A 25,177-nucleotide genomic window follows, 5' to 3' on the forward strand; every position below is an offset into this window, starting at 1 on the left:
TTCACGAGCGTCGGTGCTGTGGCGGGCCAGCAGTGGGTTCAGTACGCACCGCGGTCTCTATGCCCTGGGCGGCGGCGAACATGCGGTGCTCGTTGCCCGCCGAGGTGACGAGCTGTATCCCGACCGGCAGCCCGTCACATCGGCCCGCCGGTACGCTGACCGCGGGTAGACCGGCCATATTCCACGGGCTCGTCAGTGACAGCAGCGCCGAGCGCACTTCGAGTTCGGCGCCGTCGAGGTGGACTCGGCGGGCGCCGAGATGTGGTGCCACCATCGGGACGGTGGGAAGCGCGAGCAGGTCGAAGGTTCTCAGCAGATCGCCTACGATCACACAGAGTTTCTTGCGCTCTTCGTGTGCCTGTTCGTAGTCGGCGATCGATATTTTTTCGCCGTTCTCCAGCCGCGCCAGGACCTCGGGATCGATCAGCTCACTGTCTTTGTCCAGGTGATGGCGGTGCACCTCGTATGCCTCTTTGCTCTGCAGGGTGGTGAACACATCGAAGAGGGCACGGTGGTGTTCCCATCCCGGCAATCCGGGCACCGCGTCGATGATGAAACCAGCGCGCATCAGGACATCGAACGCCAGTTCTTCGATGCGCGGGTCGCATACTGCGATATCGCCGGTCTGAATCCAGCCGACCGAAATCGGGCCTGCGTCGCGCGGAAGCGGGTTCGTCGGTTGGCCGGCGAGTGCCTGATAGCTCAACAGTGCGTCTTCGACCGAGTTGGCGAATACGCCGACATGATCGAGTGTGGGTGCCAGCGGATATACACCCGAACTGGGGATGGCGTCGTATGCCGGTTTGAACCCGACGGCTCCGCACAGGGCGGCAGGCACCCGAACCGAGCCGGCGGTGTCGGTGCCCAGCGATATCGGGACCATTCCGGAGGCCACTGCCACGGCGCTGCCGCCGCTGCTGCCGCCCGATATCCGGAGAGGGTCGTGAGGGTTTCGTGACGGACCGTGCAAGGAACGGTCGCCGGTGGCACCGTAGGCGAATTCGTGCAGTGTGGTTTTTCCGACGATGACCGCGCCGTGGTTGCGTAGGCGGGTGACCACTTCGGCGTCGCGGGTGGCATTGCCCCCGAACGATGTGGCCGATCCGCACGTGGTGGGTAGCCCGGCCATGTCGATGAGATCCTTGACAGCGACAGGTATGCCGTGAAGTGGGCCTCGGTCGATGCCCGCCAGAAGATCCAGGTCGGCGCGCTGGGCCGCCCGGTATGCCCCTGCCTCGTCGACGAGGGCGAAGGCGTTCAGCGTGGCGTTGCGGTCGCGAATCCGGCGCAACGCCTGCGCGGTCAACTCGATTGCCGTGATCTCTCGCCGCCGCAGGGCTCGTCCGAGATCGGTGATCGTGGAGTGCGATCCGAGTGTCTGGGTCATGAGGCAATTCCCGGTAGTAGGTCCAAAAACGGCACAATCAAAACGGTGGAGATGCTCATCGAGGCCACATTCCCGACGAAGGGATGAACGTCCACCGGCAGGCGGCGTGAGATCGCCGCAGCCAGCGGGGGACCTACCAGTGCTCCCGCGAGCGCACCCGCGACGATGGACTGAGCAGTGCCGCCGAAGGCCAGCACGGTGGCCGGCGCGACCGACACCACGGGCACGAAGGTCGGATAGAAGCCCAGCGCCTGCCACCTGTGCCGCCAGATCGCGACGCCGGTGAGCGCCGCGGCGGCTTGGCTGATGAGCACGGCCAGGAACAGGCCACTCCCGTAGGCGAGGGCTGACGGGTCTATCAGATAGGCAATGATCGCACCAGAAATCATTGCGGCACTGGCCCATTCGTTTCCGAAGAACTGCGCCTCACTGAAATCGGCCAGCGCCCGGCGCAGCACCCACGGGAGCGAGGTCGTCGTCACTCCTGTGCCGGTCAGGCCCTCGGCTGCACGAGCGTCCCGCCATCCGCCGGGTGTCGGCATCCACGGCAGGAACCGACAGAGCCGGAATGCCGCGAGAGCGCCGATCCCTATACCCGCCGTCGCACCGACCACAGGCGGGAGACCGAGGGGTTCACAGACATGAGCGACCACAAGAATCGACGCGGGAGGTGCCAGCAGGGCTCCCGCAACCGCCGCGGTCAGCCGGACCCGGAGCGCGGGTCCGTACAGGACAACCATCGCCGGGGCGGTGGCGACGAGTGGCACGAAGAGTGGTTGCCAGGTTCCGGGCCGCAGCGTCCACCCCCAGAGCAGGACACCCAATATCAAACTCAGCAGCGCGCTGCCCACCACCGCGGGCCAGATCCCCGTACCACAGGCCTGAACGAATCCGGCCCATTTTCGTGAGGTGCGCTGCGCGAGATGAGCGAACAAACCACCCAGGAGCAAGCCCAGGCCGGCGGCGGACACCGCATAGAACTGTGGCTCGCTCATCGAGGTGATCAGCCAGGAGGCCAGCCCCTGGACGTCGGCGTAAGCGCCGAACCATGCGTGACCCGCGGTGGGGTCGGCACCCGCGAGAACAGTTAGGGCCGCTGCCGCTACGAGAGCGGCGCAGCCGGCTGCCGAGGCGATGCGTGAAACGGGAACGCTCGCACCGTTGCGAAAGGCCGCCACGACGACATCACCGGGGCAGTGGTGCGCGGCCACGATAGCCGAGCATCTGGTCGTACAGATCGGTGCGGCGGTCGCGGTGTAGGTCGTTGAGCTGGTTCCAGATCGGCGCCGTCCGTGCCGCGGTCAGATCGACGTCGGCGTAGATGATGGTGTCCTCGTCCGGACCTGCGATCCGGTCGATCGGCCACCCGTTGGTGCCCGCGATGAGTGAGTTGCCCATGAACCCGGCGCCGCGCTCCTGGCCGATCCGGTCGGCGGTGGCGATGAACACGTTGTTCGCGTGCGCAGCCGTGATTGTCAGATACGCGGCCATACACACCCCGCTCGCATCGTAGAGGGGGGGCGGTGTCCATACCCAGCCGGTGGGAATGCAGATGATGTCTGCACCCATCTGCGCCACGATCCGTGCTGTCTCCGGGAACCAGATATCCCAGCACACCAGCAGACCGATCCGCCCGATGCGAGTGTCGAACACCGAGAAGCCCTCATCTCCCGGGGTGAACCACAGCTTCTCGGTGTTCCACAGATGTGTTTTGCGATAGCGGCCGATATACCCTTCGGGACCGACCAGCACCGCGGTGTCGAACAGCTTCTGCCCATCCCGCTCCACCACACACCCCACGATGTACGTATCGTGTTCAGCCGCCAGGCGGCTGAACATCTGGACGCTGGGGCCCTCCGGGACCGCTTCGGAGTGCGCGAAGGCTTCCTCGCGGGTTTCGAAGACATAGCCGGTGGTGGCGAGCTCGGGCAGGACGATGAGGCCGGCACCGGCCTCGGCGGCGGCCGTCAGCCGTGCTTCCACCGTCTCCGCGTTGGCTTCCAGGTTCTCGACACCCACGCGCGGCTCGAATTGCACCACTGCGACCCGGACCGGGCTGACACCGCTGTTGTGGTCGGTGTCTTGCTGTTCGGTCATGACCTTCTCCCTCTTGCTACATCGGCAATCTGGTTTCTATTTAAAACCATGTGAGGGGAATCATAAGGCGTTTGGTTTAAACTTGCAACCACCTACCGAAACGGTCACAGGACAGGAGAAAAAAATGCGCACACGGGGTGTGAGCCACCTACAGGCCGAGTGCCCGGTCGCCCGGACCGTGGACTTGATCGGGGATCGATGGTCTCTGCTCATCGTTCGTGACGCTTTCGACGGAATCCGCCGGTTCAGTGAGCTACAGCGCAACCTGGGGCTGGCGAAGAACATCCTGGCGGCCCGCCTCCGCGAACTCGTGGCGCAGGGCATCTTGGAGGTCGTCCCGGCAGCCGACGGATCCGCTTACCACGAATACACACTGACACCGAAGGGCCGCGAGCTGTTCAGCGTCATCGTGGCCCTCAGAAAGTGGGGAGAGACCCATCTCTTCGAGGAAGGCGAGCCCCACTCGACGCTTCTGGACACCGAAAACGAGCGCCCCGTCCGGCTCCATGTCACGGATACCACCGGTCGACCGATCAGCGCTGCCGACACCTTCGTGCGCAAAGTGAACGCGCAGTCGGCGTGAACTCGCCGCGCCGAAGCCGGCTCGATCGCGCACCGCACCGGGTGCCGGCCGACCGCCGCCCCCGCGCCGTAGGCCCGAGAAGGCCGACCACCAGAGCACAGGGCCGTATCCGCCCACGTCGGGCTTCCCGGTTCGCGAACCGAGCAGAGATGACCGACCTATCCCGGACCGAATGAGCCGTAGTCATAGGAGGAGCGAATGCGTCGAGGCGTCGCGTAAGGCGTGGGTTCACGCAGCCCCGTCGTCGTGAAACTCGCCCCCGCCCGCTCGATGACCTCGTCGAGCACCTCGCGGGAGCGGAGCAGATCGGCGACCATGCGGTCGATCCGTTCCCGTTCGACCCGCAGCTCGTTCACCAGCGCGGGGGTGGAGAATTCGTTGGCGCCGCCGTCGGTGTCCCGCATGCAGGGCAGGATCTCCACGATCTTCTTACTGCACAGTCCGGCCGCGAACAGCTCCTGGATGTGCACGACCCGGTCGACTGCGTGCTCCGGGTAGTCGCGATGTCCGCCGGGGGTACGGTCGGCGGTGAGCAACCGCTGCTCTTCGTAGTAGCGCAGTGATCGTTCGCTGACCCCGGTCCGCTGCGCCAGTTCCCCGATTCGCATGCTCACCTCGTATTTTCCTGTTCGGGCTTGAACTTCACATCAATGTCAGGTCTTACCGTCCAGGCATGACAACCACAGCGCCCCGTGATCTATTCGCTCCGGCCCGCCTCGCCGGCCTGGACCTACCGCACCGCCTGGTGATGGCCCCCTTGACGCGTAACCGCGCGGACGCGGACGGCACCCCGTCGGATCTGATGGCGACCTACTACGCCCAGCGGGCCGGCGCGGGCCTGATCATCGCCGAGGCCGCCACCCCGAACCAGGTGGGCCAGACCTACGCCAATATCCCCGGTATCCACCGCGCCGAGCACATCGCGGGCTGGCGCCGGGTCACCGGTGCTGTCCGGGCGGCCGGGGGTCATATGTTCCTGCAACTCCAGCACGGCGGCCGGGTCGGCCATCCCGACAACAGCGGCCTGGTCCCGGTCGCGCCCTCGCCGATCCCGCTGCCCGATACCGTGCACACCCCGTCGGGCCATCGGCCGGCCGTGACACCGCGCGAACTCACGATCGACGAGATCCACGGGACCGCCGCAGATTTCGCCACCGCCGCACGCAACGCCGTCGACGCCGGTTTCGCCGGGGTCGAGGTCCATAGCGCCAACGGCTACCTGCTGCACCAGTTCCTGGCCCGTAACACCAACCACCGCACCGACGAGTACGGCGGTCCGGTCGAGAATCGCATCCGGTTCACGGTCGAGGTCGTCGAGGCGGTGGCGGCGGCCATCGGCCCGGAGCGGGTGGGGCTGCGCATCTCACCGGCCAATCCCGTCAACGGCATAGCGGAGGGCGATACCGAGGCCATCTATCCGGCGCTGGTCACCGCGGTAGCCGAGCTGGGCCTGGCCTACCTGCATATCGTCCGAGTCGACGCGGACGATCCACTGCTGCGGCAGCTCCGGGAGCTGTGGCCCGGCAGTCTCGTCGCCAACCCCGCGGGTGACGCCCGCGACTCCGCCACCATCATCGACGGGGCCGGGCGCCTGCTCGCCGCCGGAGCCGACCACATCGCCCTGGGCCGTGCCTTCCTGGCCAACCCCGACCTGGTGGAACGCCTGCGCACCGGCGCGCCGCTCAACCCGATCCGCGACGCGCACCTCATGTACGTGGGCGGGGCCGAGGGCTACACGGACTATCCGACACTCGCGGCGACCGCATGAACCCCGGTTTCCGGCACCGCGCCGGGCAACTCCACAACCGACATCACCGAAAACCGCGTCGGACCCGAGCAGGTCGATACCTTCCGTCAGCATGAATTCTCGACAGATCGTTTCGAAATGGGGCCCGGCAACCTGTGCGGCGAAGCGTTCGGCCGAACGTGCCCATACTTGTTCGGCTTGGCCGCTCTCCAACCGCGGCCAGGCAGCAGCAGCCGGATACCGCTGGGCTCGGTCTTGCCATACGGACCCGGTCCCGTCAGAGATGTGCGACCGCCTCCCGGTACCGCCGCCCCAGGGTGCGGACATGCTCGACCAGTTCCGGGGGGCCGTCGATGCGGAAATCCATCATGAGCATGCTCAAGTAGATGGCGATCGTCTCCATCGCGTCCGCGCCGGTGAGCAGCAGGCACGAGTTCTCGTCGACCGGTACCACGACGCCGACCGCCGGATTGATCCGGGCGATAACGGTTTCCGCGGGTGCCAGCACCGTGACCCGGGCGTGCACGGCGTAGCCGGCGGAGGCCACCTCCCGGAGTACGAAGGCGACCAGGTCGCTCTCGGGTGGAGTCCGGGCGGCGAAGCGGCGGGTCCCCGCCACCACCCGGCGCCGGTTCGCCACCGGAAACGCGCGCCAGACGTGCGCGTCGAGGTCGTATCCGACCAGGTACCAGCGCCGCTGCCAGCTCACCAGCCGGTACGGCTCGACCCGCTGGTCGTCGAGTTCGAGTTCCCGGGCCGCACGGATCGCCGCCGCGATCGTCGCGAGGGTTTCCGCGGGGACCGGCGCGTCCGGTTCCCGGGAGCCGATCGTCGCCGGGCCGACCGCGGTGGTCTCGCGCAGTGCGTTGACGGTGCGCTGTAAACGCTTCGGCAGGATCCGTTCCAATTTGGCGAGGGTGCGTTTGACGCTGTGGTCTATATCGGCGATACCGGTGGACCCGTCCTCGGCGAGGCCCATGGCCAGGGCGACCGCGACCGCTTCGTCGTCGTCGAGCAGCAGCGGCGGCATGGTGGCGCCCTGACCGAGGCGGTAGCCGCCGACCGGGCCCCGGGTGGCGTGCACCGGGTAGCCGAGTTCGCGCAACCGGGCGATGTCCTGGCGCAGGGTGCGGTCGGTGACGCCGAGCCGTTGCGCCAGTTCGGGCCCGGTGTGTCCGCGGTCCTGGAGCAGCGACAGCAACCGGAGTACTCGGGTTGTGGTGGAGGTCACAAATTACTCGCTTCAGCGGCGTTCTTATCAGGAAGGAAATGAGCCTAATAGGGCCATAGTCTGAGTTCAACGCCGAAAACGACCGAGAGGCAGAACAATGGACACCACCACCGCACAGGACATCACCGCTCAGCTCGCCCCGATCTGGCGCCAGGTACTTACCTCCGCCCACGACGCGCTGCGTGAGGTGATCGCGCGAGTCGACTCCGATCAGTGGCAGCTGGCGACCCCGTGCGCGGACTGGAATGTCGCGCAGGTCGCCGAGCACGCCGCCGGGGATCAGCGGGCCTTCGCTGCCGCACTCGGCGTGGGCGCCGGCCCGGCCTACGACCCCTTCGCTCCCACCGGCACGATCGCCGACGGGCCCGTCGCCCTGGTCACCACCGCTCTCGAGGAGACGGCGACCGCCTGGTCCACCGTCACCGACGACACCGAGAACGTCCCCACCCCGCTCCCCTTCGGCCCGCTGCCCACTCCGGTGGCCGCGGTGCTGTGTGCCCTGGACGCGGCGATTCACGCCTGGGATATCGCGGTCGCCACCGGACAGGAATCGCCGCTGACCGACGAACTCTCGGCACCGATCCTCGCCGCGGCCCAGGGCCGGATCGAACCGCTGCGCGACTGGGGCGCCTACGGCCCGATCGTCGAAGGCGAGGGGTCCAGCACGGACCAGTTGCTGCGTTACCTGGGCCGCCGGCCGCGGAGCTGACAGTTGCGGGTTCAACCCGGGATCCGTCGCGCGGATCCCGGGTTACATCGGAATCCGACTGGAACTCCATCCAGGAGACGCACTACGTTCTGGCGGCACCTGGCGGAGCCCGGCTGCTCGAATCCGCGCGTCACAGGAACTGTTGACCTGCCCTGATCGGGATGCTGCTGACGAGTTCAACCAGGCTATGAGGGAAAGTCTGGTGGCTGGCCAAACCTGCGTGTTCGAGTTCGACGGACCGGAATCAAGCGCCGACCCAGCGGTAGCGGCGTTCGGGGCGGCCGGTGCCGCCGTAGCGCAACCGCACCTCCGCGCTGCCGGTTTCGGCGAAATGTTCCAGGTACCGGCGTGCGCTGACCCGGGATAGCGCGGTGGCGTCGGCGCATTCTCGAGCGGATAGATCGGAATCGTTTGCGCGCAGTACGGTTTCGACAAGTAGGGCAGTTTGTGCGGTCAGGCCCTTGGGAAGGGCGGGGGTGGTGCGGGGGCGGCCGGCGAAGGCTTGGTCGACGTCGGATTGGGCGGCGTGGGAGAGCTCACCGAGTTTGGTGTGCAGCGCGGCGAAGTGCTGGAGTTGGTCGTAGAGAGCACCGTAGGTGAAGGGTTTGATGAGGTAGTGGAGGACGCCGCCGCGCATGGCGGTGCGGATGGTGTTCACATCGTCGGCGGCGCTGATGATGATCACGTCGGTGGCTTCGGCGGTTTCCCGGATACCGCGCAAGACGGTGAGCCCGTCCAGATCGGGGAGATAGATGTCGAGCAAGACCAGGTCGGGTTGCAGGTCGCCGATCAGGCGGAGAGCCTCTGCGCCGCTGCGCGCGACGCCGGCGACGGTGAAACCCGGCGTTTTGCTGACGTATCCGCTGTGCACCTTGGCGACCATGAAGTCGTCGTCGACGACCAGGACCCGGATCATATGTGAATCCCCATGGGCAGGGTCGCGGTGAAGACCGCGCCGTCGGCGTTGTATACCGAGACGGTGCCGCCGCGCCGGACACAGGCCTGGCGGGTGATGGCCAGGCCGAGCCCGCGCTGACCGCCCGCCGCGGCTTTGGTGGTGAAGCCGTGGCGGAAGACCTCGCGGGCGAGTTCGGGGGCGACCCCAGGACCGGAATCCCGGACCATCACGTGCACAGCGGAATCCAGCACCCGAAGGTCGACTTCGATCCAGCCGGGACCGGAGAGCGCGTCGAGAGCGTTGTCGACCAGATTCCCGACCACGGTGACGATGTCGCCGGATAGTCCGGCGTCCACCTCCGGTAACGAGCTGGTGGTCGAAAGCCGCAGTCCTACACCCTGTTCGGCAGCCAAGCTGGACTTCGCGATGAGCAAGGCGGCCGCCGCGGGATCGGCGATCCGCGTGGTCACCTCGGCCTGGCATTGATCGCGGCTGGCGCTGACCCGCGTGATGTAGCGAGCGACCTCGTCGTACTCGCCGAGCTCGATCAACCCGGCAATGGTGTGCAGCCGGTTGCTGAACTCGTGTGCCTGCGCGCGCAAGGAATCAGCGGTATTGCGATTTTCGGTGAGCTGATCCTGCAACCGTACCAGCTCGGTCCGATCCCGCAGTGTCACAACGGCTCCCAGCGTGCGTTGATCCCACTGGATCGGAGTCCGGTTCATCACCAGTACTCTGCCGCGGCGCAGGCCGATCAGGTCGGTGCCCTCGGCTCTGCCGGTGAACACATCGACCAGGCGTTCATTGAGCCCCAGCTCGTACACGCTGCGGCCGGCCACATCACCGAGGGCCAGTAGATCTTTGGCTTGATCGTTGACGAGGGTGACCCGGTACTGCTGATCCAAACCGACCACCCCCTCGTGGACACCGTGCAACATGGCCTCGCGATGTTCGACGAGCGCCGCGATCTCGGCGGGCTCCAACCCGAAGGTCTGCCGCTTCAGCCACCAGGACAGCGACAGCGACCCGGCGATCCCGACCCCGGTGGCGATCCCGAGCAGGCCGAGCAGCCCGGGAAAGGATCCGGTGAGGACCTGCCAGATCGCGGGCTGCTTCTTTTTCGCCGCGACATAGCCGACGAACTGGTGATCGCCCTGACCGATCACCGGCACATGCGCGATCACCGCACCGTCGATCTCGCCCACCCAGGCCCCGCCCTCGCCGACTGTGGAGCCGGCCAGCCGCAGCGGCTTGTTGATCTCCGACGGGTCCTGCGATGTGAGGACCTTGCCGTCGGCCCGCGCAATGACGACCTCATCGGCGCCGGAGGCGACCTGCGCGGAGGCCGCGAACGGTGCCAGCCGCAGATGCTGCTTCGGGTCGGCCAGCAGCACCCGCAGGCTCGGGTTTGCGGCGACGTCCTCGGCGATGCCGAGCATCCGCCGCGACTCGGTATTGCGGAACGTCTCGCTCACTTGCACGACCACCACCGCGGCGATCGCGGCGAGCAGCACGAACACGATCAGCAACTGCAGGGCAAGCAACTGCCGTGCCAGTGAGCCTCTCTTGCCCACGCCTACCTCCTGTGAAACTCGCCCGCCGCCAGTGTCGCCGCAAACCAGCCAAAATAGGTCGTGTTCGGCGTGAACACTATGACCACAACATACGTTGTGGACGCAAAGCAGACAGAACGACGTGGGCCAGCTCACAATTCCTTCCGATTCAATGATGATAGATGAGGAGCTCCCGTGAAAACTCGGAAGTTGCTGACGGCCTTCGTCGGTGTCTTCGCGGCCGTCGCCCTGACCGCCTGCAATGGCGCGGGCGGTTCGGTCGACAAGCTGTCCGGAGTCCGGATCATGGTCCCGAACTCGCCCGGCGGCGGCTACGACATCACTGCCCGCACCTCGGCGAAAGCCATGGAAGACGCCGGTATCGCCCGCTCGGTCGAGGTCTTCAACCTGCCCGGCGCCGGCGGCACCGTAGGCCTGGGCCGGCTGGTCGGGGAGAAGGGCAACGGCAAACTGGTCATGCAGATGGGCCTGGGCGTCGTGGGCAGCGTGTACACGAACAAGTCGCCCTCCAAGCTGACCGACACCACGCCGATCGCGCGGCTCATCGACGAGCCCGACATCATCGTGGTCTCCAAGAACTCCAAGTACACCTCCATCGACGAGCTGGTCGCGGAGTGGAAGGCGAACCCGGGCGCGGTCCCGGTCGGCGGCGGTTCCTCGCCCGGCGGTCCGGATCACCTGGCGCCCATGCTGGTCGCCAAGGCCATCGGCATCGAACCGAAGGCGGTCAACTACGTCCCGTTCGACGGCGGCGGTGAGCTGCTCGCCTCGGTACTCGGCAACAAGATCGCCTTCGGCGTCTCGGGCGTGGGCGAATACCTGGACCAGATCCAGGCCGGTGAACTACGCGTCCTCGCGGTGACCGGCCCCGAACGCATCGACGGCGTAACCGCGCCGACCTTGAAAGAGTCCGGCATCGATGTGGAGTTCACCAACTGGCGTGGCGTGGTAGCACCGCCCGGCATCAGCGACGAACAGCGCCAGGCCCTGATCGACGCGTACACCGAGATGCACGATTCCGCGGAATGGAAGGAAGCGGTCCGCGCCAACGGCTGGGGCGACGCGTTCCTGTCCGGCGCGGAGTTCGGCACCTTCATCCAGCAGCAGACCGACCAGTGCGGCGCCGTGCTGAAGGATCTGGGGCTGGCATGAGTTCGGCAGCCCCGGAGCCGGGCAATTCGGATGCGCGCGTCGGCGGGCCGCAGCGCAGCGTCCCGGAACCGCGCCCCGGTGTAGCCGGCTGGTTCCAAGACCGCTCCGAACTGGTCGTCTCTGTACTGCTCGCCGGTGCGGGCGCCGTGGTGATCATCGACGCCATGCGGATGTCGACCGGCTTCACCCAGCGCGGCCCGGTCGGGCCGACGGCGATGCCGCTGGTGGTCGGCGCATTGCTGGTGCTCGTCGCGGTCGCGCTGGCCGTCGATGTGCTGCGGGGTGGCCGCGGTGACGCCGAAGGCGGCGAGGACGTGGACCTGTCCACCCCGCCCGAATGGCGGACCGTCGCCCTGCTGGTCGGGGTGTTCGTCGCCAACATCGTGCTGATCGACATCGTCGGGTTCCCGATCGCGGGCACTCTCCTGTTCTGGGGTGCAGCGTTCGCGCTGGGCAGCAGGCACTGGGTGCGCGACCCGCTCATCGCGGTGGCGCTGGCTCTGGTGACCTACGTGGTGTTCGGCGAATTGCTGGGCGTCACGTTGCCGGGCGGACCTTTGGAAGGAGTCCTCTGAAGTGGACGCGTTGACCAATTTGCTGGCGGGCTTCGGCACTGCTCTCACCCCTACGCACCTGTTGCTCGCCGCGGTGGGTGTGCTGCTGGGCACCGCGATCGGTGTGCTGCCCGGTATCGGGCCGGCGATGGCGGTGGCGTTGCTGCTTCCCCTCACCTACAGCGTGGAGCCGACCGGTGCGTTCATCATGTTCGCCGGTATCTACTACGGCGGCATGTTCGGCGGGTCTACCACCTCCATCCTGCTGAACACCCCGGGCGAAACCGCCGCGGTGGTCACCGCCATCGAAGGTCATCCGATGGCCAAACGGGGCCGGGGCGCGCAAGCGCTGGCGACCGCGGCGATCGGCCACTTCGTGGGAGGTATCGCCGGCACAGCACTGTTGGTGCTGACCGCGCCCCTGGTGGCGAAGTTCGCGGTGGATATCGGCGCACCCGACTACTTCGCGATCATGTTGCTGGCGTTCATCGCTGTCACCTCGGTGCTCGGCAGCTCGCGGGTACGCGGATTCGCGTCGCTCGGAATCGGTTTGACGCTCGGGCTGATCGGGCTGGACCCGATCACCGGCCAGCAGCGGCTGACCTTCGGGTCACTGCAACTGGCCGACGGCATCGATGTGATCATAGTCGCAGTAGGCCTTTTCGCGGTCGGCGAGGCCCTGTGGGTGGCCGCGAATCTGCGCCGCCGCCCGGGCACGGCGATTCCGGTGGGCCGAGCCTGGTTGAGCCGCACGGACTTCGACCGGTCCTGGAAGTCTTGGTTGCGCGGGCCTCTCATCGGATTCCCGTTCGGCGCGGTGCCGGCCGGTGGTGCGGAGATCCCGACCTTCCTGTCGTATGCGACCGAGAAGCGGCTCTCCAAGCACAAGGACGAGTGGGGCAAGGGGGCGATCGAAGGCGTTGCCGGCCCGGAGTCGACCGCGAGCGCATCGGCGGCGGGCACGCTGACCACCATGCTGACCCTCGGCCTGCCGACCACGGCGACCGCGGCGGTCATGCTGGCAGCGTTCCAGCAGTACGGAATCCAGCCAGGACCCCTTTTGTTCCAACGCGAGTCGGAGCTGGTGTGGACGCTCATCGCGAGCCTGTTCATCGGCACCGTCCTGCTGCTGGTGCTGAATCTGCCGCTGGCTCCGGTGTGGGCGAAGCTGTTGCGCATCCCGCGGCCGTACCTGTACGCGGGGATTCTGTTCTTCGCCAGCGTCGGCGCGTACGCGGTGTCCGGCGATGTAGTGGACCTCGTACTGCTCTTGGTGATCGGCGTAGTCGGTGTCATCATGCGCAGATTCGGGTTGCCGCTGCTGCCCGCGATCATCGGCGTCATCCTGGGGCCGAACGCGGAGATGCAGATGCGGCGGGCACTGCAGATCAGTGACGGTTCGCTGAGCGGACTGGTCGATACCTGGCTCGCCAGAATTGTTTACTCGATCATCGCGGTGATTCTGCTGTGGCCGATCATCGCGATGGTGGTCCGGAGGCTGCGTGGCGGTGGGGATTCCGCCGGCCCGGATGAGCCCGCGGAGGTCGAAGTGTCAGTGCAGGTATAACCATCGACCCGGCACGCTTCGGCCGGGACCCAGCGTGATGAGGGTCTGGGTCCCGGCCGAAGCGTGCCGGGATCACGAGACGTGGTCGAACGGGACAGGCGTTCGGGTGGTCCTGGAGGGGACTCAACGCAAACTTGTTAGAAGGCTGATGGTGCCGAGGATCTACGCTCCTCGTTCTGTCTGCGCTCCTCGCGCTCCTTCAGCGACAACGGTGTCTCCCGCCGCGCTCCGCCCCGCCCGCCGGCCGGAGAAAATGCAGTCCGACAGCGACAGCCCGCTGACGTAAGAGTTCACACAGATGCCCGCGGCCGTCCGGCCCGCCGCGTACAGGCCCCGGATCTCCGCGCCGTGGGTATCGCGCACGGCCCCGGTCTTCTCGTCGACCACCAGCCCTCCGACGGTGAACATCGGGCACGGATTGGTCAGGCTCGGTTCGATGGAGACGTTCAGCATCCAGTACGGGCCGGCCCCCACCGGGCGTACGTATTCGGCCGGTTTGCCCACCGGGTCGGGTGCGCCCGTCGCGTAGGCGCTGTTGTGCGCGGCGACGGTCTCCCGCAATCCTGCCGGATCGACACCCGCCGCGGCGGCGACCTCGTCGAGGGTTTTCCCGCGCTTCGCCTTCCGGCGCATCACCTCGAACTGCATCCGCTGGAACCAGGCGGCCTGTGGCCCGATCTGGGAGATGGCGGTACGCATGAGCGCGTCGTCGGCGAGCAGCCAGCCGATGCCCTCGTGCCGGTTGATCAGGGCGTCGCCGACCGCCGCGCCGTAGCGGGTCTCGTCGATGACCCGCTGCCCTTTTCCGTCGACCAGCAGTGCGCCGGCGAACGAACTCGGCGGCAGCAGGAATCGCCACGCCGAGACATTGCCCATCCGGTCGGTCGCGGCACCCACGCTGCGGCCCAGTTCGATCCCGCTGCCGTCGTCGCCGGAGCTGCCCAGGGCCAGCCCGTTCTTGTAGGCGGGCGCATGGGCGTGCAGCATCTCGCGGTTGGCGATGAAACCGCCCGCGGTCAGCACCACGCCGCGCCGGGCCAGGATCCGGAGCGTGGTCGCATACCTGCGGTCCAGCCGGGCCAGCCGCTGTTCCAGCGCACGGCGCAAGGGCGGGTAGTAGATACCGGGTTTGGCGGCGATCGCCGCCAGCCGCGCGTAACGCGCCTTGATCCGCGCGGGGGCGTCGCGCAGGCTCCGGCATTCGACTCCGACGACCGCGCCGGTGTCGTCGGTGACCAGGGCGGTGGCGGTGGTGAGCGTTTCCACCCGCACTCCGCTTTGCTCCGCCGACCGGGCCAGCGGCGCGAACAACTTCTTCCCGGAGGTCCCCCATCCCTTCACCCGGTGGCCGCGCTGGGCGGGGGTGATATCGGCGAACGCCCCGGAGATCTCGCTGCCGGAGTAATAGAGGTAGTAGTCGTTGTTCGGATAGGAGGTCTTGTACGGGCACAGCGACGCCTCGAACGGCACCCCGTACCCGGTGAGCCAGTCGATCATGGCGGGACTGTCGTCGACGAAACGCCGCAGCGTCGCCGGTGAAACCGCGTCACCGACCTCGCGTTCGAGATAGGCGAGCATCAGTTCCGGGGTGTCCTCGACGCCACCCGCGCGCTGTACCCAGGTGCCGCCACCGGCGTAGATGATGCCACCGGACAGCGCGGTCGCACCCCCGCCGGTGAAACGGTCCAGCACGAGTACCTGCGCACCCTCCTCGGTGGCCTGCAGTGCCGTGGCGGCGCCGGCCGCGCCGTAACCGACGACCACCACGTCCGCGGTCAGGTCCCATTCGTGCGTCATCTATCAACTCCACCACAAACTGAAACGAGTTTCCCTGCTGTTTACGCCGCAGAACAAGTCTTCTGCCAGACAACATAGACCAACAGCGCCATCATTCTATAACGTGTTCTACATGAACGATCGGGAATACGATGTGGTGGTGGTCGGCAGCGGCGCCGCCGGGATGACCGCCGCCCTCACCGCCGCGCACAACGGGCTGAGTGTGGTGATCCTGGAGAAGGCGCCGTACTACGGCGGATCTACCGCGCGCTCGGGCGGCGGGGTGTGGATCCCCGGTAACAAGGCCCTGCGCGAGGCGGGTGGTCCCGACGACCGCGAGGAGGCGCGCAGGTACCTGCACAGCATCATCGGCGACGTGGTGCCCGCCGAGCGGATCGATACCTATATCGACCGCGGCGCCGAAGCCATGGATTTCGTCCTCGCGCACTCGCCGCTGAAGATGACCTGGGTCAAGGGCTACTCCGACTACTACCCCGAAGCCCCCGGCGGCCGGGCGGGCGGGCGGTCCTGTGAGCCGAAGCCGTTCAACGCCAAGATTCTCGGCGAGGAGCGGTTCAATATCCATCCGCCCTATTCCAAGGCTCCGCTGAACGTGGCGGTCACCCAGGCCGACTTCGTCCGGCTGAACCTGATCCGCCGCCATCCGAAGGGCATGCTGCGGGCCCTGCGCGTCGGGGCGCGCACCTACTGGGCGAAGTTCACCAACAAACATCTGATGGTGATGGGTCAGGCGGTCATCGCAGGTATGCGCAAGGGCCTGATGGACGCGAACGTGCCCCTGCTGCTCGACACCCCCATGACCAAACTGGTCGTCGAGAACGGCAGGGTCACCGGTGTGGAGGCCACCCACAAGGGTGAGACGGTCACCTTCACCGCGCGCCACGGCGTGGTGCTCGGCAGCGGCGGGTTCGAGCACAACGCCGAGATGCGGGCCAAGTACCAGCGCGAGCCGATCACCACTGAGTGGACAACCGGTGCCGCCACCAATACCGGCGATGGCATCGTGGCCGGTATGGACGCGGGCGCCGCTATCGGCTTCATGGAGGACGCCTGGTGGGGGCCCACCATCTTCAAGGGTGGCAAGCCCTGGTTCGCGCTGTCCGAGCGCAACCTGCCCGGTTCGATCATGATCAACCCGCGGGGTGAGCGGTTCGGCAACGAGTCCGCGCCCTACGTCGAGGCCGTGCACACCATGTACGGCGGTGAATACGGGCAGGGCGAGGGCCCGGGCGAGAACATCCCGACCTGGCTCGTGTTCGACCAGCGCTACCGCAACCGGTACATGTTCGCCAGCCTGCAGCCGGGCCTCAAGTTCCCCGCGCGCTGGATGGAGAACGACCTCATCGTCAAGGCCGCGACGCTGCCGGAACTGGCCGAGAAGATCGGCGTGCCCGCCGACAAACTGGCGGCCACGGTGGAGCGGTTCAACAAGTTCGCCGAAACCGGTAAGGATGAGGACTACGGGCGCGGCGACAGCCAGTACGACCGGTATTACGGCGACCCGACCGTGAAACCGAACCCGTGCCTCGCGGCCCTGGTCCAGGGCCCGTTCTACGCGGCCAAGATGGTGCCCGGCGATCTCGGCACCAAGGGCGGCCTGGTCGCCGATACCGCGGCGCGGGTCCTGCGTGAGGACGGCACCCCGATCGAAGGCCTGTACGCCTCCGGAAACGTATCGACCCCGGTCATGGGCCACACCTACGCGGGCCCCGGCGCCACCATCGGACCGGCGATCGCCTTCGGCTACCTCGCGGTCCACGACATCATCGCCCGCAAGAAGACCGCGGCCTGAGCCGATCCGAGGAGAATCTGTATGCCCATCGATCCGAAAGTCGCGCTCGGAGCGGAACTCCCGAGCAAGGAATTCTCCTGGACCGCCTCCGATGTCCAGCTCTACCACCTGGGCATCGGCGCCGGTCACCGGTGGACAGAGCCGGCCGAACTGCGCTACCTCGACGACCGGGAACCGCAGGTGCTGCCCACTTTCGCCACCGTCGCCCACACCCTGCGCGATACCGATCCCCCGAAGGTGAAGTTCCCCGGCGTCGATATCGACCTGGCCAAAGTGGTGCACGGCTCGCAGGAAGTGCAGGTGCACCGACCGCTGCCCGCCTCGGGTAAGGCGACCCGCACGGGCCGGATCAGCGAACTGTGGGACAAGGGCACCAACGCGGTGATCGTGCAGGAGTTCACCGTGACCGGTTCCGACGGCGAAGCGCTGTGGACCGAACGGTCCTCCATCTTCGCCCGCGGCGAAGGCGGATTCGGCGGTGAGCGCGGCCCGAGCAGCAAGGCCGGACTCCCCGACCGTGATCCGGATTTCGACGTCACCACCGCGACCCTGCCGCAGCAGGCCCTGCTCTACCGCCTCTGCGGCGACCGCAACCCGCTGCACTCCGATCCCGAATTCGCGAAGGGCGCGGGTTTCCCGGCGCCGATCCTGCACGGCCTGTGCACCTACGGGATCATCTGCAAAACGGCCACCGATACGGTGCTGGACTCCGTCGCCGGCCGGGTGACCGGGTTCAAGGCGCGGTTCGCCGGAGTGCTGTTCCCCGGGGAGACGCTGCGGTCGCGGATCTGGCGGGAGCCGGGGCAGCTGATCATCAGCGCCACCGCTGTCGAACGTGACGGCGCACCGGTGCTGGGAGACGTGGTGCTCGACTACGCCCGGTAAACCGTGTTCCGGGGAGCCGACCGGACGCGTGCAGCGGTGCGAGCACTCGTTCTCGTCCGGCAGTGGAACGGCTCGCCTGGACAAGCCGGCTTGCTCACCCACACAGGGTGTGGGTGAGCAAGCCGCGGACGCCACCGGCGTGGCCGATGAATCCCGCGCCGCACGGCAGCCAGGTGTACGCGATGCCGAGCCCGTAGTACATGCCGTCACTGGGCCGGCCTTCGACGACACCGCTCAGGTGCCGCCGCTCCTGCCGCCCATATCGACGCCGTCGAGCATTTGCCGCGGTTCGGATGGCGCGCGCACCACCCGGCCGGTCGGCTGCGCGATATAGAAGCGTTCAGGTCGGCGCCGGTGGCCGGCCGGCGCGCCCGCCGTCCACGGCAGTGACGGCTCGATATGCGTTGCGCCGGTAACGGCGCCGTCGATACGGAAGCCTTTATCAACCAGATGGTTGAATAATCTCGCCCATCACGCTATGGTCTTATTCAACCAAGAAGTTGAGGAGCCATTGTGGACGAGGACACCGAACAGCTCAACCGAGTGTTCGCGGCACTGGCCGACCCGACCCGGCGCAACCTCGTCGCCCGGCTCGCCGATGCCGACGCCTCCGTGGGCGAGCTGGCCGAACCGTACGACATGAGCCTTCAGGCAATCTCCAAGCACGTCAGAGTCCTGGAGGAAGCCGGTCTGGTCACCCGGAGCAGGGAGGCCCAGCGCCGACCCGTTCACCTGAACGCGGAGGTGTTCAGCCTGATGACGAAGTGGATCGAACGCTACCGATCGAAGGCCGAGGAGCGCTATCAACGCCTCGACGCCCTCCTGAACCGCATGACCGACACCAACGACTCCCGGAAGAAGGACGCATCATGACCACCACCGAGATCATCGCGGACGAGAAGGTCCCGACCATAGAGATCGTCCGGGAGTTCGACGCCACCCCGGAGCAGGTCTTCCGCACCCACGTCGACCCCGAGCTCTACGCGCAATGGGTCGGGCCGCGCGGCCTCACGACCCGGATCACCGCCTGGGACGCCCGCACCGGCGGCGCCTGGGCCTTCGCCAACGATCAGGACGGCGTCGAAGTCGCTGCTTTCTTCGGCAGCTTCCACGAGATCCGGCCCGACGAGCGCATCGTATGGACCTTCACCTACGCGGGTGAACCCGACGGCGTCGCATTGGAAAAGATCACCTTCGAACGCCTCCCGGGTGGACGCACCCGGCTGCGGGTCCTGAGCGTGGTCGAGAGTTTCGAGATTCGTGACGGCATGCTGGCCAGTGGAATGAATGTCGGGGTGGAAGAGGGCTACGCCAAGCTCGACGAACTGCTCGCGGAGCGTTCCTGATGGCAGCGGCGCCCACCGGCCCGGCCGATCGGCACGCATCCGACGCGGCGCGGTTCACCGAACTCGTCGAATCCGCCGGCCCCGGCGACTGGTCGCGCCCGACCCCGGTCGCGGAGTGGACGGCTCTGGATATCGTCGCGCACCTGGTCGAGTGGCCCCGGGGGCTGCTCGGCGGCGCCGATATCGACCTCTCGCCCTTGGACGTCGCCTCGGATCCGGTGGCCGCGTGGAAACGACACGTCACCGATATACAGGCAATACTCGACAATCCCGCGGGCCGGGTGCTGCACAACCCGCACTTCGGGCAACGCCCCGTGGACGAGGCCATCGACGAGTTCTACACCCCGGATATCTGGATGCATTCCTGGGATCTGGCCAAAGCCCTCGGCCGCGAACCGGACCTGGGCCAGGACCGTTGCGCGGCCGCCCTGGCCGATATGGAGTCCGTGGAGCAGATGCTGCGTGACAGCGGCCAGTTCGGGACCGCCGTCCCCGTCGCCCCGGACGCTTCTCCACAGGACCGGTTGATGGCATTCATCGGCCGGAACCCTGCCTGGACCGGGGCGTGATCCGGCGTTCCGGCCGAGCTATCCACCACCGCAACGGTCTACCGCGAACTGAGGAAGAACTGTCGCGGGCAGTCCGTGGCGAGTGGCCCACCGCGCAGCGCGGAATCGATCAGATCCTGGAAGGCCGCGTCCTGCGGTTCGTTGCGATGCGTGACATGACGGCCGGAACAGAACTGCTGGACACTCGCGTTCACCGCCCCCGGCAGGTGCAGGCGTTCGGGTCCCTCGTTCTCCGAGTAGAGGTGATAGGCCGGGAGACCGGGCGGCAGCGCCGGCGGAGTGTTCAGTTGCTGTAGGAACTCCGAGGCCGGGGCGATATCACGGCATCCGGGAAAGAGCGGTGCACAGAGAAACCCGAGCGGCTCACCGTAGTTCGGGGTGCCGAAGTCGAGATAGGTTCCCACCGAATCGCTTCCGCCGAGGAACTTCACATAGTGCCGCTGCGCCAGCCCGCCCATGGAGTGCCCGACCAGATCCACCCGCCGGGCACCCGTGGTCCGCCGGATCTCGGCGACCTTGCCGGCGACCACTGCCGCCGAATCCGCGATCCCCTCGGTCCCCGAGGAGCCGGCCGGCGCCGCCGGCAGCACCATGGAGTAGGCCCGGTAACCGCGGTCGGCCAGTTCCGCGCGCAGATCCTCCAGAATGCGCCGGTCGGCATCGAAACCACCGATGACCAGGACAGGATTCGCCGGCGCGGGCTCGGCACGGGCGAAGCCGAACGGCAGCGCCGCGGCTACGCAGCCCAGCGAGACGACAACGAATCGGGCGAGCACCGCGAGCACAGTTTTCATGAACCTGCTTTCCGGAGGCTGAGTGGCCGCTGCGCCGTCATCCCGGACCGCGAACGGCGTCGACCGACGGCCAGGATGCTAATGCGGTAGTCGCGCAGGTTTCGGGAGGCGCGACGGGGCTGTCTGTTCCGCCATCGCACCGAGCGCGCTCAGGCGGTGCCCGGCGATTCCGGCGTCCGGTGCCGAGTCAGGGATTCGCGCAGCGCTCGAGCGAACCAGGCGAACACCGGTCCCGGCTCCGGCGGTGCAGGCCGGCCGTTGACCGTGGATACCAACTTGCCCCGATCGTGTAGAGCGTCTCGTCGTCCATGGCATCAGCCTGCTGTCTCCCCCCCGGGGGAGAGACACAAGCCAATTCCCGGAGGCGGACGGCGAAGATATCGCGCGCATCAAATTCTGTCAGTAGACTGTCAAAAGGCAGCATACTGACATTTCAGGAGAAATCATGCGGACGATCGCCCTCGAGGAACATTTCGCGACCCCGGCGTTCTTGGCGGGTCCCGGACGCGCGATGGCCGAACAGGCGCGCGCAGCAGGAGTCGGACAACTCCCGGACATGCTGGCCGACCTCGGCGACGAGCGGATCGCGGCCATGGATCACGCCGGGATCGATGTGCAGGTGTTGTCGTTGACCGCCCCGGGTGTCGAACAATCCGACCCAGCCGAAGCTGTGGCACTCGCCCGAGACGCGAATGATCGGGTGGCCGAAGCCGTCCGACGGCACCCGGACCGATTCGCCGCGTTCGCGGCGCTGCCCACGTCGGCACCGGAACGCGCCGCCGACGAACTGTACCGGGTCGTGCACGAATACGGTTTCGTCGGCGCGATGATCAACGGGCACACCCAGGGCCGCTATCTGGACGACGAATTCTTCCGGCCGATCCTGGCGCGCGCCACCGAACTGGGGGTGCCGATCTACCTGCATCCGACGCCACCACCGCAGGCTGTGATCGAGGCGTCCTATCTCGGCAACTACCCGCCCGAGGTAGCGCAGGCCTTCGCGACCAGCGCCTGGGGATGGCATATCGAAACCGCGACCCACGTTCTGCGTATCGTGCTGAGCGGGGCGTTCGACCGCTTCCCCGAACTGCAAATGGTGGTCGGTCATATGGGAGAGGGACTGTCGTTCATGCTGCCCCGGTTCCAACAGGTCATGTCCCAGGTGGTGCGGCTGGAACGCCCGATCAGCGAATACTTCCGCACCAATCTCCACTACACGTTCGCGGCCTTCAACTGGACTCCCACCTTCTTGAATCTGCTGCTCGAGGTTGGTGTGGAACGGATCCTGTTCGCCACCGATCACCCGTACGGCTCCATGGACACGGCTCGCGCCTTCCTGGACCGGCTCCCGGTCGCCCCCGCCGATCGGGAACGTATCGCGCAGCACAATGCCGAACGCCTGCTGGGGCTGGTTCCGTGACCGGGTTGCGCGAGCGGAAAAAAGAGCGCACCCGGCTGGCGATCCAGGAGGAGGCGCTGCGGCTGTTCGCCCGCGACGGCTACGAGAACACAACGGTCAAACAGATCGCGGTGGCCGCGCAGGTTTCCGAGCGGACTTTCTTTCGGTACTTTCCCACCAAGGAAGACGTCGTGGCCTGGGACGCGCTCGATCTGTCGTTCGCCGAACGGTTCCGTGCGCAGCCGGCCACCCTCGGCGCGTTCGAAGCCGTACAGACGACGCTGAAGGACACCTTTACCGACCTCTCCCCCGCCGAACAACGTCGACTGCGGGAACGGCTGACACTGATGACGTCGGTGCCACCGCTGCGCGCCATGCTGCTCGACCAGTTGATCGGCACCGGGCAGGCGATCGCCCGCCTGGTCGCCGACCGCACCGGTACGGACCCCGGCGATCCCGCGGTCCGCGCCCTGGTCGGCGCGGTGGTCGGTGCGGCGTTCGCGGCGGTTCTCGCCGTATCGGAGCATCCGGACACCGATTTCGCCACGCTGCTCGGCGAAACTCTCGATCGGCTGCCGGCGATCGACACCGTCGGATAGCGAGCCGGGTCGTCCCGGCTCGGTAGTGTGCGGGGGTGACCGAGCCGAGCGCAGAAGAGGATTCGATATCACTCACTATGGCCCGCCCGTTCCTCGGCCGGACCGTCGACCTCACCTTCGATCGCCCGTACGGAAGCCGGCACCCGCGCTGTGGGTTCCTCTATACGGTGAACTACGGCTACGTCCCCGGCACCCTCGCGCCGGACGGGCAGGAATTGGACGCCTACTATCTCGGTCCGGACGAGCCGCTGGTCACCGCCCGGGGCAGGTGTATCGCGATTGTCCACCGGCTGTATGACGATGACGACAAACTGGTGGTCGTCCCGCCGGAAGGCCCGGATCTCGATGATGCGGCCATCGCGGTCGCGGTCGAGTTCCAGGAGACCCCCGGTGAGTACGTCGTCGTGCGACAGTGAACACGGGCCCGGTGGCCGGCGAGCCGGCACCGAGCACCCGCCGCTGCTCAGAGCAGAGAAAGCGGCGGGCACGGGGGCGGCGCCGGTAGCTTCGCGTTCGTGGAGATCGTGCCCGTATCACCCCGGCTGACGACACTGCGGTTCCCCGAGGTCAACGACCTCAATGTCTATGTGTGGGACGACCACGGGGAGATCACCTTGATCGATACCGGCCTACCCGGTTCTTTCACCGAGATCGTCGAAGGCCTCGGCGCACTCGGATTCGCGCCGGCGGCGGTGCGGCGGGTTGTCCTCACCCACGCACACGACGATCACATCGGCTCCGCGGCCGAGCTCGCCGCCCACGGTGCCGAGATCTGGGCCCACCACGCCGATGCCGACATCGTGCGCGGCAGGCGTCCGCAACCGGCGCCCGTACTGCGCGATTGGGAACGCCCCATCGCCGAAGCTCTCGAACCGGGCCCACCGCCCCGCCCGGCCCCGGTCCACCGCGAACTGCACGACGGCGACATTCTCGAATTCGGCGGCGGCGCGGAAGTAGTCGAGGTTCCGGGCCATACGGCGGGCAGCATCGCGCTGCACCTGCCACGCCATCGAGTGCTCTTCACCGGTGACACACTGGCGAACGTGCGGGGTGTCACCATGCCCGGAGTGTTCAACCTCGACAGCGCTGCCGTCGAGGCGGCGGCGTACCGGCTGGCCCGGTTCGACGCCGATACCGTCTGCGTGGGCCACGGCGAGGTGCTGACCGCCGGGCCGCTGCTCACCTGGCGGGCCGAACAGTCGGCTCACGGATCGCGACCGAACCCGTCGGAGCGACACTCACGGTGAGCCCGTGCGGCGTCCTCAGCGCAGCCGCTGGAAACCCGGCGAGGCCACGGCCAGACGTAGGACCTCGTCGTCTCGATGGGAAAGCGTGAGTTCGTACCAGTCCGAGGTGCGGGCCTCGCCGAAGATACCGTCGGCTCCAGTGGACGTGGTGACCTTCCAGCCCTGATGCTCCCAGATCCGCAGGATCAAAGGCAGATAGGCCTGCGGCCGGTCCGGTGGCGGTGGCTCGAGGAAATAGCGGGCTTCGAGCCGATCGACCTGGTAGACGTTTCCGGCGTCGTCGTCGCAGGGCAGGATCGTCTCCCCGTCCGGGCCGTCCTGGGGCCGGGCGGCGAGCTGGCCGCCGAGCGCGTCGAGCAGTTCGGTGACGATTTCGCGGATGCGGGCGCGAGCGGCGTCCTCGGTGAGTTCGCGGTTCCACACGACCGCTCGTGCCGCTCGCACGGTCGGCAGGGCGGCGACCCGCTGCCGCAGTTCGTCCGGCGTGACCGACGCGACAGGTTCGGGTGGGAGGTCGCGTTCCAGCTGGAAACCGTAGCCCATCAGGTCGTCGAGGGTCCGGCCGAAATCCATGGGCCGCTCCATATCGCCGCCGTACTCCCAGCCGACCGTGTCACCGGGCAGATCCGGTGAGGCGAAGTAGTTGGTATCGCCCAGGCCCTTGGCGATCAACATCGCTCGGTCGCCCGGGATCCGTTCGTCGGTGTCCCAGTTCCGCACCGATTCGGCCAGGCCGAGCTCGTCATAGGTTTGCATATCGCGAGGACGGGTGAGGCCGAAGGAGATGCCGTCGAGGTCGGTGAATCCGGCATGGACCATGCCGAGGAAAACCCGTAGTGGCTCCGGCAGCGCATCCCAGTGGCGCGGCACATCGGCGCCGAATGTCGCCGGATCCCAGCCGATACGGAACTCGTGCGGCTGGAACGGTTTCCGCAGCGCATACAGCAATACCCAGTCGCCACGCAGCAGACAGACCCGCACATCGTCGAGACATTCGGCAAGCACCGCACCGAACCGGGGCACCAGCTCGAACATGTCGAGATTCCACAGAGCCACTGCGGCCGCACTCCGGACGCGGGGGTCGCGGGCACCGGCGATCGGGGCCCAGTGGGCGGGGACGTGCGCGGCAGCCGCGGTCCCCGGTTCGACGAGCAGCGCGGAGCCGGAGCCGAATTCCGCTACGACCCGCGCGAAGTCCACAGTGTCCACAGCACGCATTGAACCGCAGGAGTCCGACAGGTGCCGGTCGA

25 protein-coding genes are annotated in these 25,177 nt (G+C 67.2%); 15 read left to right on the plus strand and 10 right to left on the minus strand.

Annotation, left to right across the window (positions count from 1 at the left end; translation table 11 throughout):
• Nucleotide 1 precedes the first annotated feature (1 nt).
• From NF4_RS00935 to NF4_RS00945, 3 genes are read right to left on the minus strand one after another with little or no spacing between them, the layout of a single operon-like run.
• Nucleotides 2-1,387 (minus strand): amidase, encoded by a 1,386-nt coding sequence (locus NF4_RS00935; protein WP_063125399.1) that lies wholly within the window; start codon nucleotides 1,385-1,387, stop codon nucleotides 2-4.
• Nucleotides 1,384-2,598 carry a hypothetical protein gene (locus NF4_RS00940; protein WP_063125400.1) on the minus strand — a complete coding sequence of 405 codons (1,215 nt, stop codon included), beginning with the start codon at nucleotides 2,596-2,598 and terminating at the stop codon, nucleotides 1,384-1,386. Before NF4_RS00940 ends, NF4_RS00935 begins: the two co-directional genes overlap by 4 nt.
• Complete coding sequence (locus NF4_RS00945; RefSeq protein ID WP_063125401.1) at nucleotides 2,573-3,484, minus strand: nitrilase family protein; 912 nt, start codon at nucleotides 3,482-3,484, stop codon at nucleotides 2,573-2,575. The genes NF4_RS00940 and NF4_RS00945 overlap by 26 nt, the downstream gene beginning before the upstream one ends.
• A gap of 124 nt (nucleotides 3,485-3,608) precedes the next feature.
• Between NF4_RS00945 and NF4_RS00950 the strand changes: the two genes are divergently transcribed.
• Nucleotides 3,609-4,067: a winged helix-turn-helix transcriptional regulator gene (locus NF4_RS00950; protein WP_063125402.1), complete on the plus strand. Its 459-nt coding sequence runs from the start codon at nucleotides 3,609-3,611 to the stop codon at nucleotides 4,065-4,067.
• Between the two features lie 158 nt (nucleotides 4,068-4,225).
• Here the strand turns inward: NF4_RS00950 and NF4_RS00955 are convergent, their stop codons facing one another.
• Complete coding sequence (locus tag NF4_RS00955) at nucleotides 4,226-4,675, minus strand: MerR family transcriptional regulator (protein WP_063125403.1); 450 nt, start codon at nucleotides 4,673-4,675, stop codon at nucleotides 4,226-4,228.
• Nucleotides 4,676-4,740: 65 nt separating this feature from the next.
• Here NF4_RS00955 and NF4_RS00960 point away from each other — a divergent pair, with 65 nt between their 5' ends.
• Entirely contained in the window at nucleotides 4,741-5,835 is a 1,095-nt protein-coding gene (locus tag NF4_RS00960) for an alkene reductase (RefSeq protein ID WP_063125404.1), read from the plus strand.
• 256 nt (nucleotides 5,836-6,091) lie between these two features.
• On the opposite strand, the gene NF4_RS00965 is transcribed toward NF4_RS00960, so the two are convergent.
• Nucleotides 6,092-7,045 (minus strand): helix-turn-helix transcriptional regulator, encoded by a 954-nt coding sequence (locus NF4_RS00965; RefSeq protein ID WP_063125405.1) that lies wholly within the window; start codon nucleotides 7,043-7,045, stop codon nucleotides 6,092-6,094.
• A gap of 97 nt (nucleotides 7,046-7,142) precedes the next feature.
• Between NF4_RS00965 and NF4_RS00970 the strand changes: the two genes are divergently transcribed.
• On the plus strand, nucleotides 7,143-7,754 hold the full coding sequence (locus NF4_RS00970; RefSeq protein WP_063125406.1) for a TIGR03086 family metal-binding protein: 612 nt from the start codon (nucleotides 7,143-7,145) through the stop codon (nucleotides 7,752-7,754).
• Between the two features lie 244 nt (nucleotides 7,755-7,998).
• Here NF4_RS00970 and NF4_RS00975 read toward each other — a convergent pair whose 3' ends face one another.
• Together NF4_RS00975 and NF4_RS00980 are read right to left on the minus strand one after the other, a co-directional pair.
• Nucleotides 7,999-8,670, minus strand: a complete 672-nt coding sequence (locus NF4_RS00975) for a response regulator (protein ID WP_063125407.1) — start codon at nucleotides 8,668-8,670, stop codon at nucleotides 7,999-8,001.
• Nucleotides 8,667-10,361: a sensor histidine kinase gene (locus NF4_RS00980; protein WP_198165183.1), complete on the minus strand. Its 1,695-nt coding sequence runs from the start codon at nucleotides 10,359-10,361 to the stop codon at nucleotides 8,667-8,669. The genes NF4_RS00975 and NF4_RS00980 overlap by 4 nt, the downstream gene beginning before the upstream one ends.
• A 39-nt stretch (nucleotides 10,362-10,400) precedes the next feature.
• On the opposite strand from NF4_RS00980, the gene NF4_RS00985 reads away from it, so the two are divergent.
• From NF4_RS00985 to NF4_RS00995, 3 genes are read left to right on the plus strand one after another with little or no spacing between them, the layout of a single operon-like run.
• The gene (locus NF4_RS00985) at nucleotides 10,401-11,378 is read left to right on the plus strand and encodes a Bug family tripartite tricarboxylate transporter substrate binding protein (RefSeq protein WP_157119858.1); all 978 of its coding nucleotides are present in this window, start codon (nucleotides 10,401-10,403) and stop codon (nucleotides 11,376-11,378) included.
• The gene (locus tag NF4_RS00990) at nucleotides 11,375-11,953 is read left to right on the plus strand and encodes a tripartite tricarboxylate transporter TctB family protein (RefSeq protein WP_063125409.1); all 579 of its coding nucleotides are present in this window, start codon (nucleotides 11,375-11,377) and stop codon (nucleotides 11,951-11,953) included. Before NF4_RS00985 ends, NF4_RS00990 begins: the two co-directional genes overlap by 4 nt.
• Nucleotide 11,954: 1 nt before the next feature.
• Nucleotides 11,955-13,499, plus strand: a complete 1,545-nt coding sequence (locus tag NF4_RS00995; RefSeq protein WP_063125410.1) for a tripartite tricarboxylate transporter permease — start codon at nucleotides 11,955-11,957, stop codon at nucleotides 13,497-13,499.
• A 162-nt stretch (nucleotides 13,500-13,661) separates the two neighbouring features.
• Here NF4_RS00995 and NF4_RS01000 read toward each other — a convergent pair whose 3' ends face one another.
• Nucleotides 13,662-15,296 (minus strand): FAD-binding protein, encoded by a 1,635-nt coding sequence (locus NF4_RS01000; protein WP_063125411.1) that lies wholly within the window; start codon nucleotides 15,294-15,296, stop codon nucleotides 13,662-13,664.
• 103 nt (nucleotides 15,297-15,399) lie between these two features.
• Between NF4_RS01000 and kstD the strand changes: the two genes are divergently transcribed.
• From kstD to NF4_RS01025, 5 genes are all read left to right on the plus strand, one after another.
• Nucleotides 15,400-17,088: a 3-oxosteroid 1-dehydrogenase gene (gene kstD / locus NF4_RS01005; protein WP_063125412.1), complete on the plus strand. Its 1,689-nt coding sequence runs from the start codon at nucleotides 15,400-15,402 to the stop codon at nucleotides 17,086-17,088.
• A 21-nt stretch (nucleotides 17,089-17,109) separates the two neighbouring features.
• Complete coding sequence (gene chsH3, locus NF4_RS01010) at nucleotides 17,110-17,973, plus strand: enoyl-CoA hydratase ChsH3 (RefSeq protein WP_063125413.1); 864 nt, start codon at nucleotides 17,110-17,112, stop codon at nucleotides 17,971-17,973.
• Between the two features lie 513 nt (nucleotides 17,974-18,486).
• Nucleotides 18,487-18,846, plus strand: a complete 360-nt coding sequence (locus NF4_RS01015; protein ID WP_063125414.1) for an ArsR/SmtB family transcription factor — start codon at nucleotides 18,487-18,489, stop codon at nucleotides 18,844-18,846.
• Nucleotides 18,843-19,319, plus strand: a complete 477-nt coding sequence (locus tag NF4_RS01020; RefSeq protein ID WP_063125415.1) for an SRPBCC family protein — start codon at nucleotides 18,843-18,845, stop codon at nucleotides 19,317-19,319. Before NF4_RS01015 ends, NF4_RS01020 begins: the two co-directional genes overlap by 4 nt.
• Entirely contained in the window at nucleotides 19,319-19,888 is a 570-nt protein-coding gene (locus tag NF4_RS01025) for a TIGR03086 family metal-binding protein (RefSeq protein WP_063125416.1), read from the plus strand. Before NF4_RS01020 ends, NF4_RS01025 begins: the two co-directional genes overlap by 1 nt.
• A 38-nt stretch (nucleotides 19,889-19,926) precedes the next feature.
• Here NF4_RS01025 and NF4_RS01030 read toward each other — a convergent pair whose 3' ends face one another.
• Nucleotides 19,927-20,682, minus strand: coding sequence for an esterase/lipase family protein (locus NF4_RS01030; RefSeq protein WP_232330258.1), 756 nt, complete (start codon nucleotides 20,680-20,682; stop codon nucleotides 19,927-19,929).
• A 445-nt stretch (nucleotides 20,683-21,127) separates the two neighbouring features.
• On the opposite strand from NF4_RS01030, the gene NF4_RS01035 reads away from it, so the two are divergent.
• From NF4_RS01035 to NF4_RS01050, 4 genes are all read left to right on the plus strand, one after another.
• Nucleotides 21,128-22,102, plus strand: coding sequence for an amidohydrolase family protein (locus NF4_RS01035; protein ID WP_063125417.1), 975 nt, complete (start codon nucleotides 21,128-21,130; stop codon nucleotides 22,100-22,102).
• A 5-nt stretch (nucleotides 22,103-22,107) separates the two neighbouring features.
• Complete coding sequence (locus tag NF4_RS01040; protein WP_232330259.1) at nucleotides 22,108-22,680, plus strand: acyl-CoA-like ligand-binding transcription factor; 573 nt, start codon at nucleotides 22,108-22,110, stop codon at nucleotides 22,678-22,680.
• A gap of 35 nt (nucleotides 22,681-22,715) precedes the next feature.
• On the plus strand, nucleotides 22,716-23,096 hold the full coding sequence (locus NF4_RS01045; RefSeq protein ID WP_198165184.1) for an inorganic diphosphatase: 381 nt from the start codon (nucleotides 22,716-22,718) through the stop codon (nucleotides 23,094-23,096).
• 99 nt (nucleotides 23,097-23,195) lie between these two features.
• Nucleotides 23,196-23,927 (plus strand): MBL fold metallo-hydrolase, encoded by a 732-nt coding sequence (locus NF4_RS01050; protein ID WP_063125420.1) that lies wholly within the window; start codon nucleotides 23,196-23,198, stop codon nucleotides 23,925-23,927.
• Between the two features lie 15 nt (nucleotides 23,928-23,942).
• Here the strand turns inward: NF4_RS01050 and NF4_RS01055 are convergent, their stop codons facing one another.
• Nucleotides 23,943-25,136 carry a hypothetical protein gene (locus NF4_RS01055; RefSeq protein ID WP_157119862.1) on the minus strand — a complete coding sequence of 398 codons (1,194 nt, stop codon included), beginning with the start codon at nucleotides 25,134-25,136 and terminating at the stop codon, nucleotides 23,943-23,945.
• Nucleotides 25,137-25,177: the final 41 nt, after the last annotated feature.

Source organism: Nocardia fusca NBRC 14340 (assembly GCF_001618425.1).
GTDB lineage: Bacteria > Actinomycetota > Actinomycetes > Mycobacteriales > Mycobacteriaceae > Nocardia > Nocardia fusca.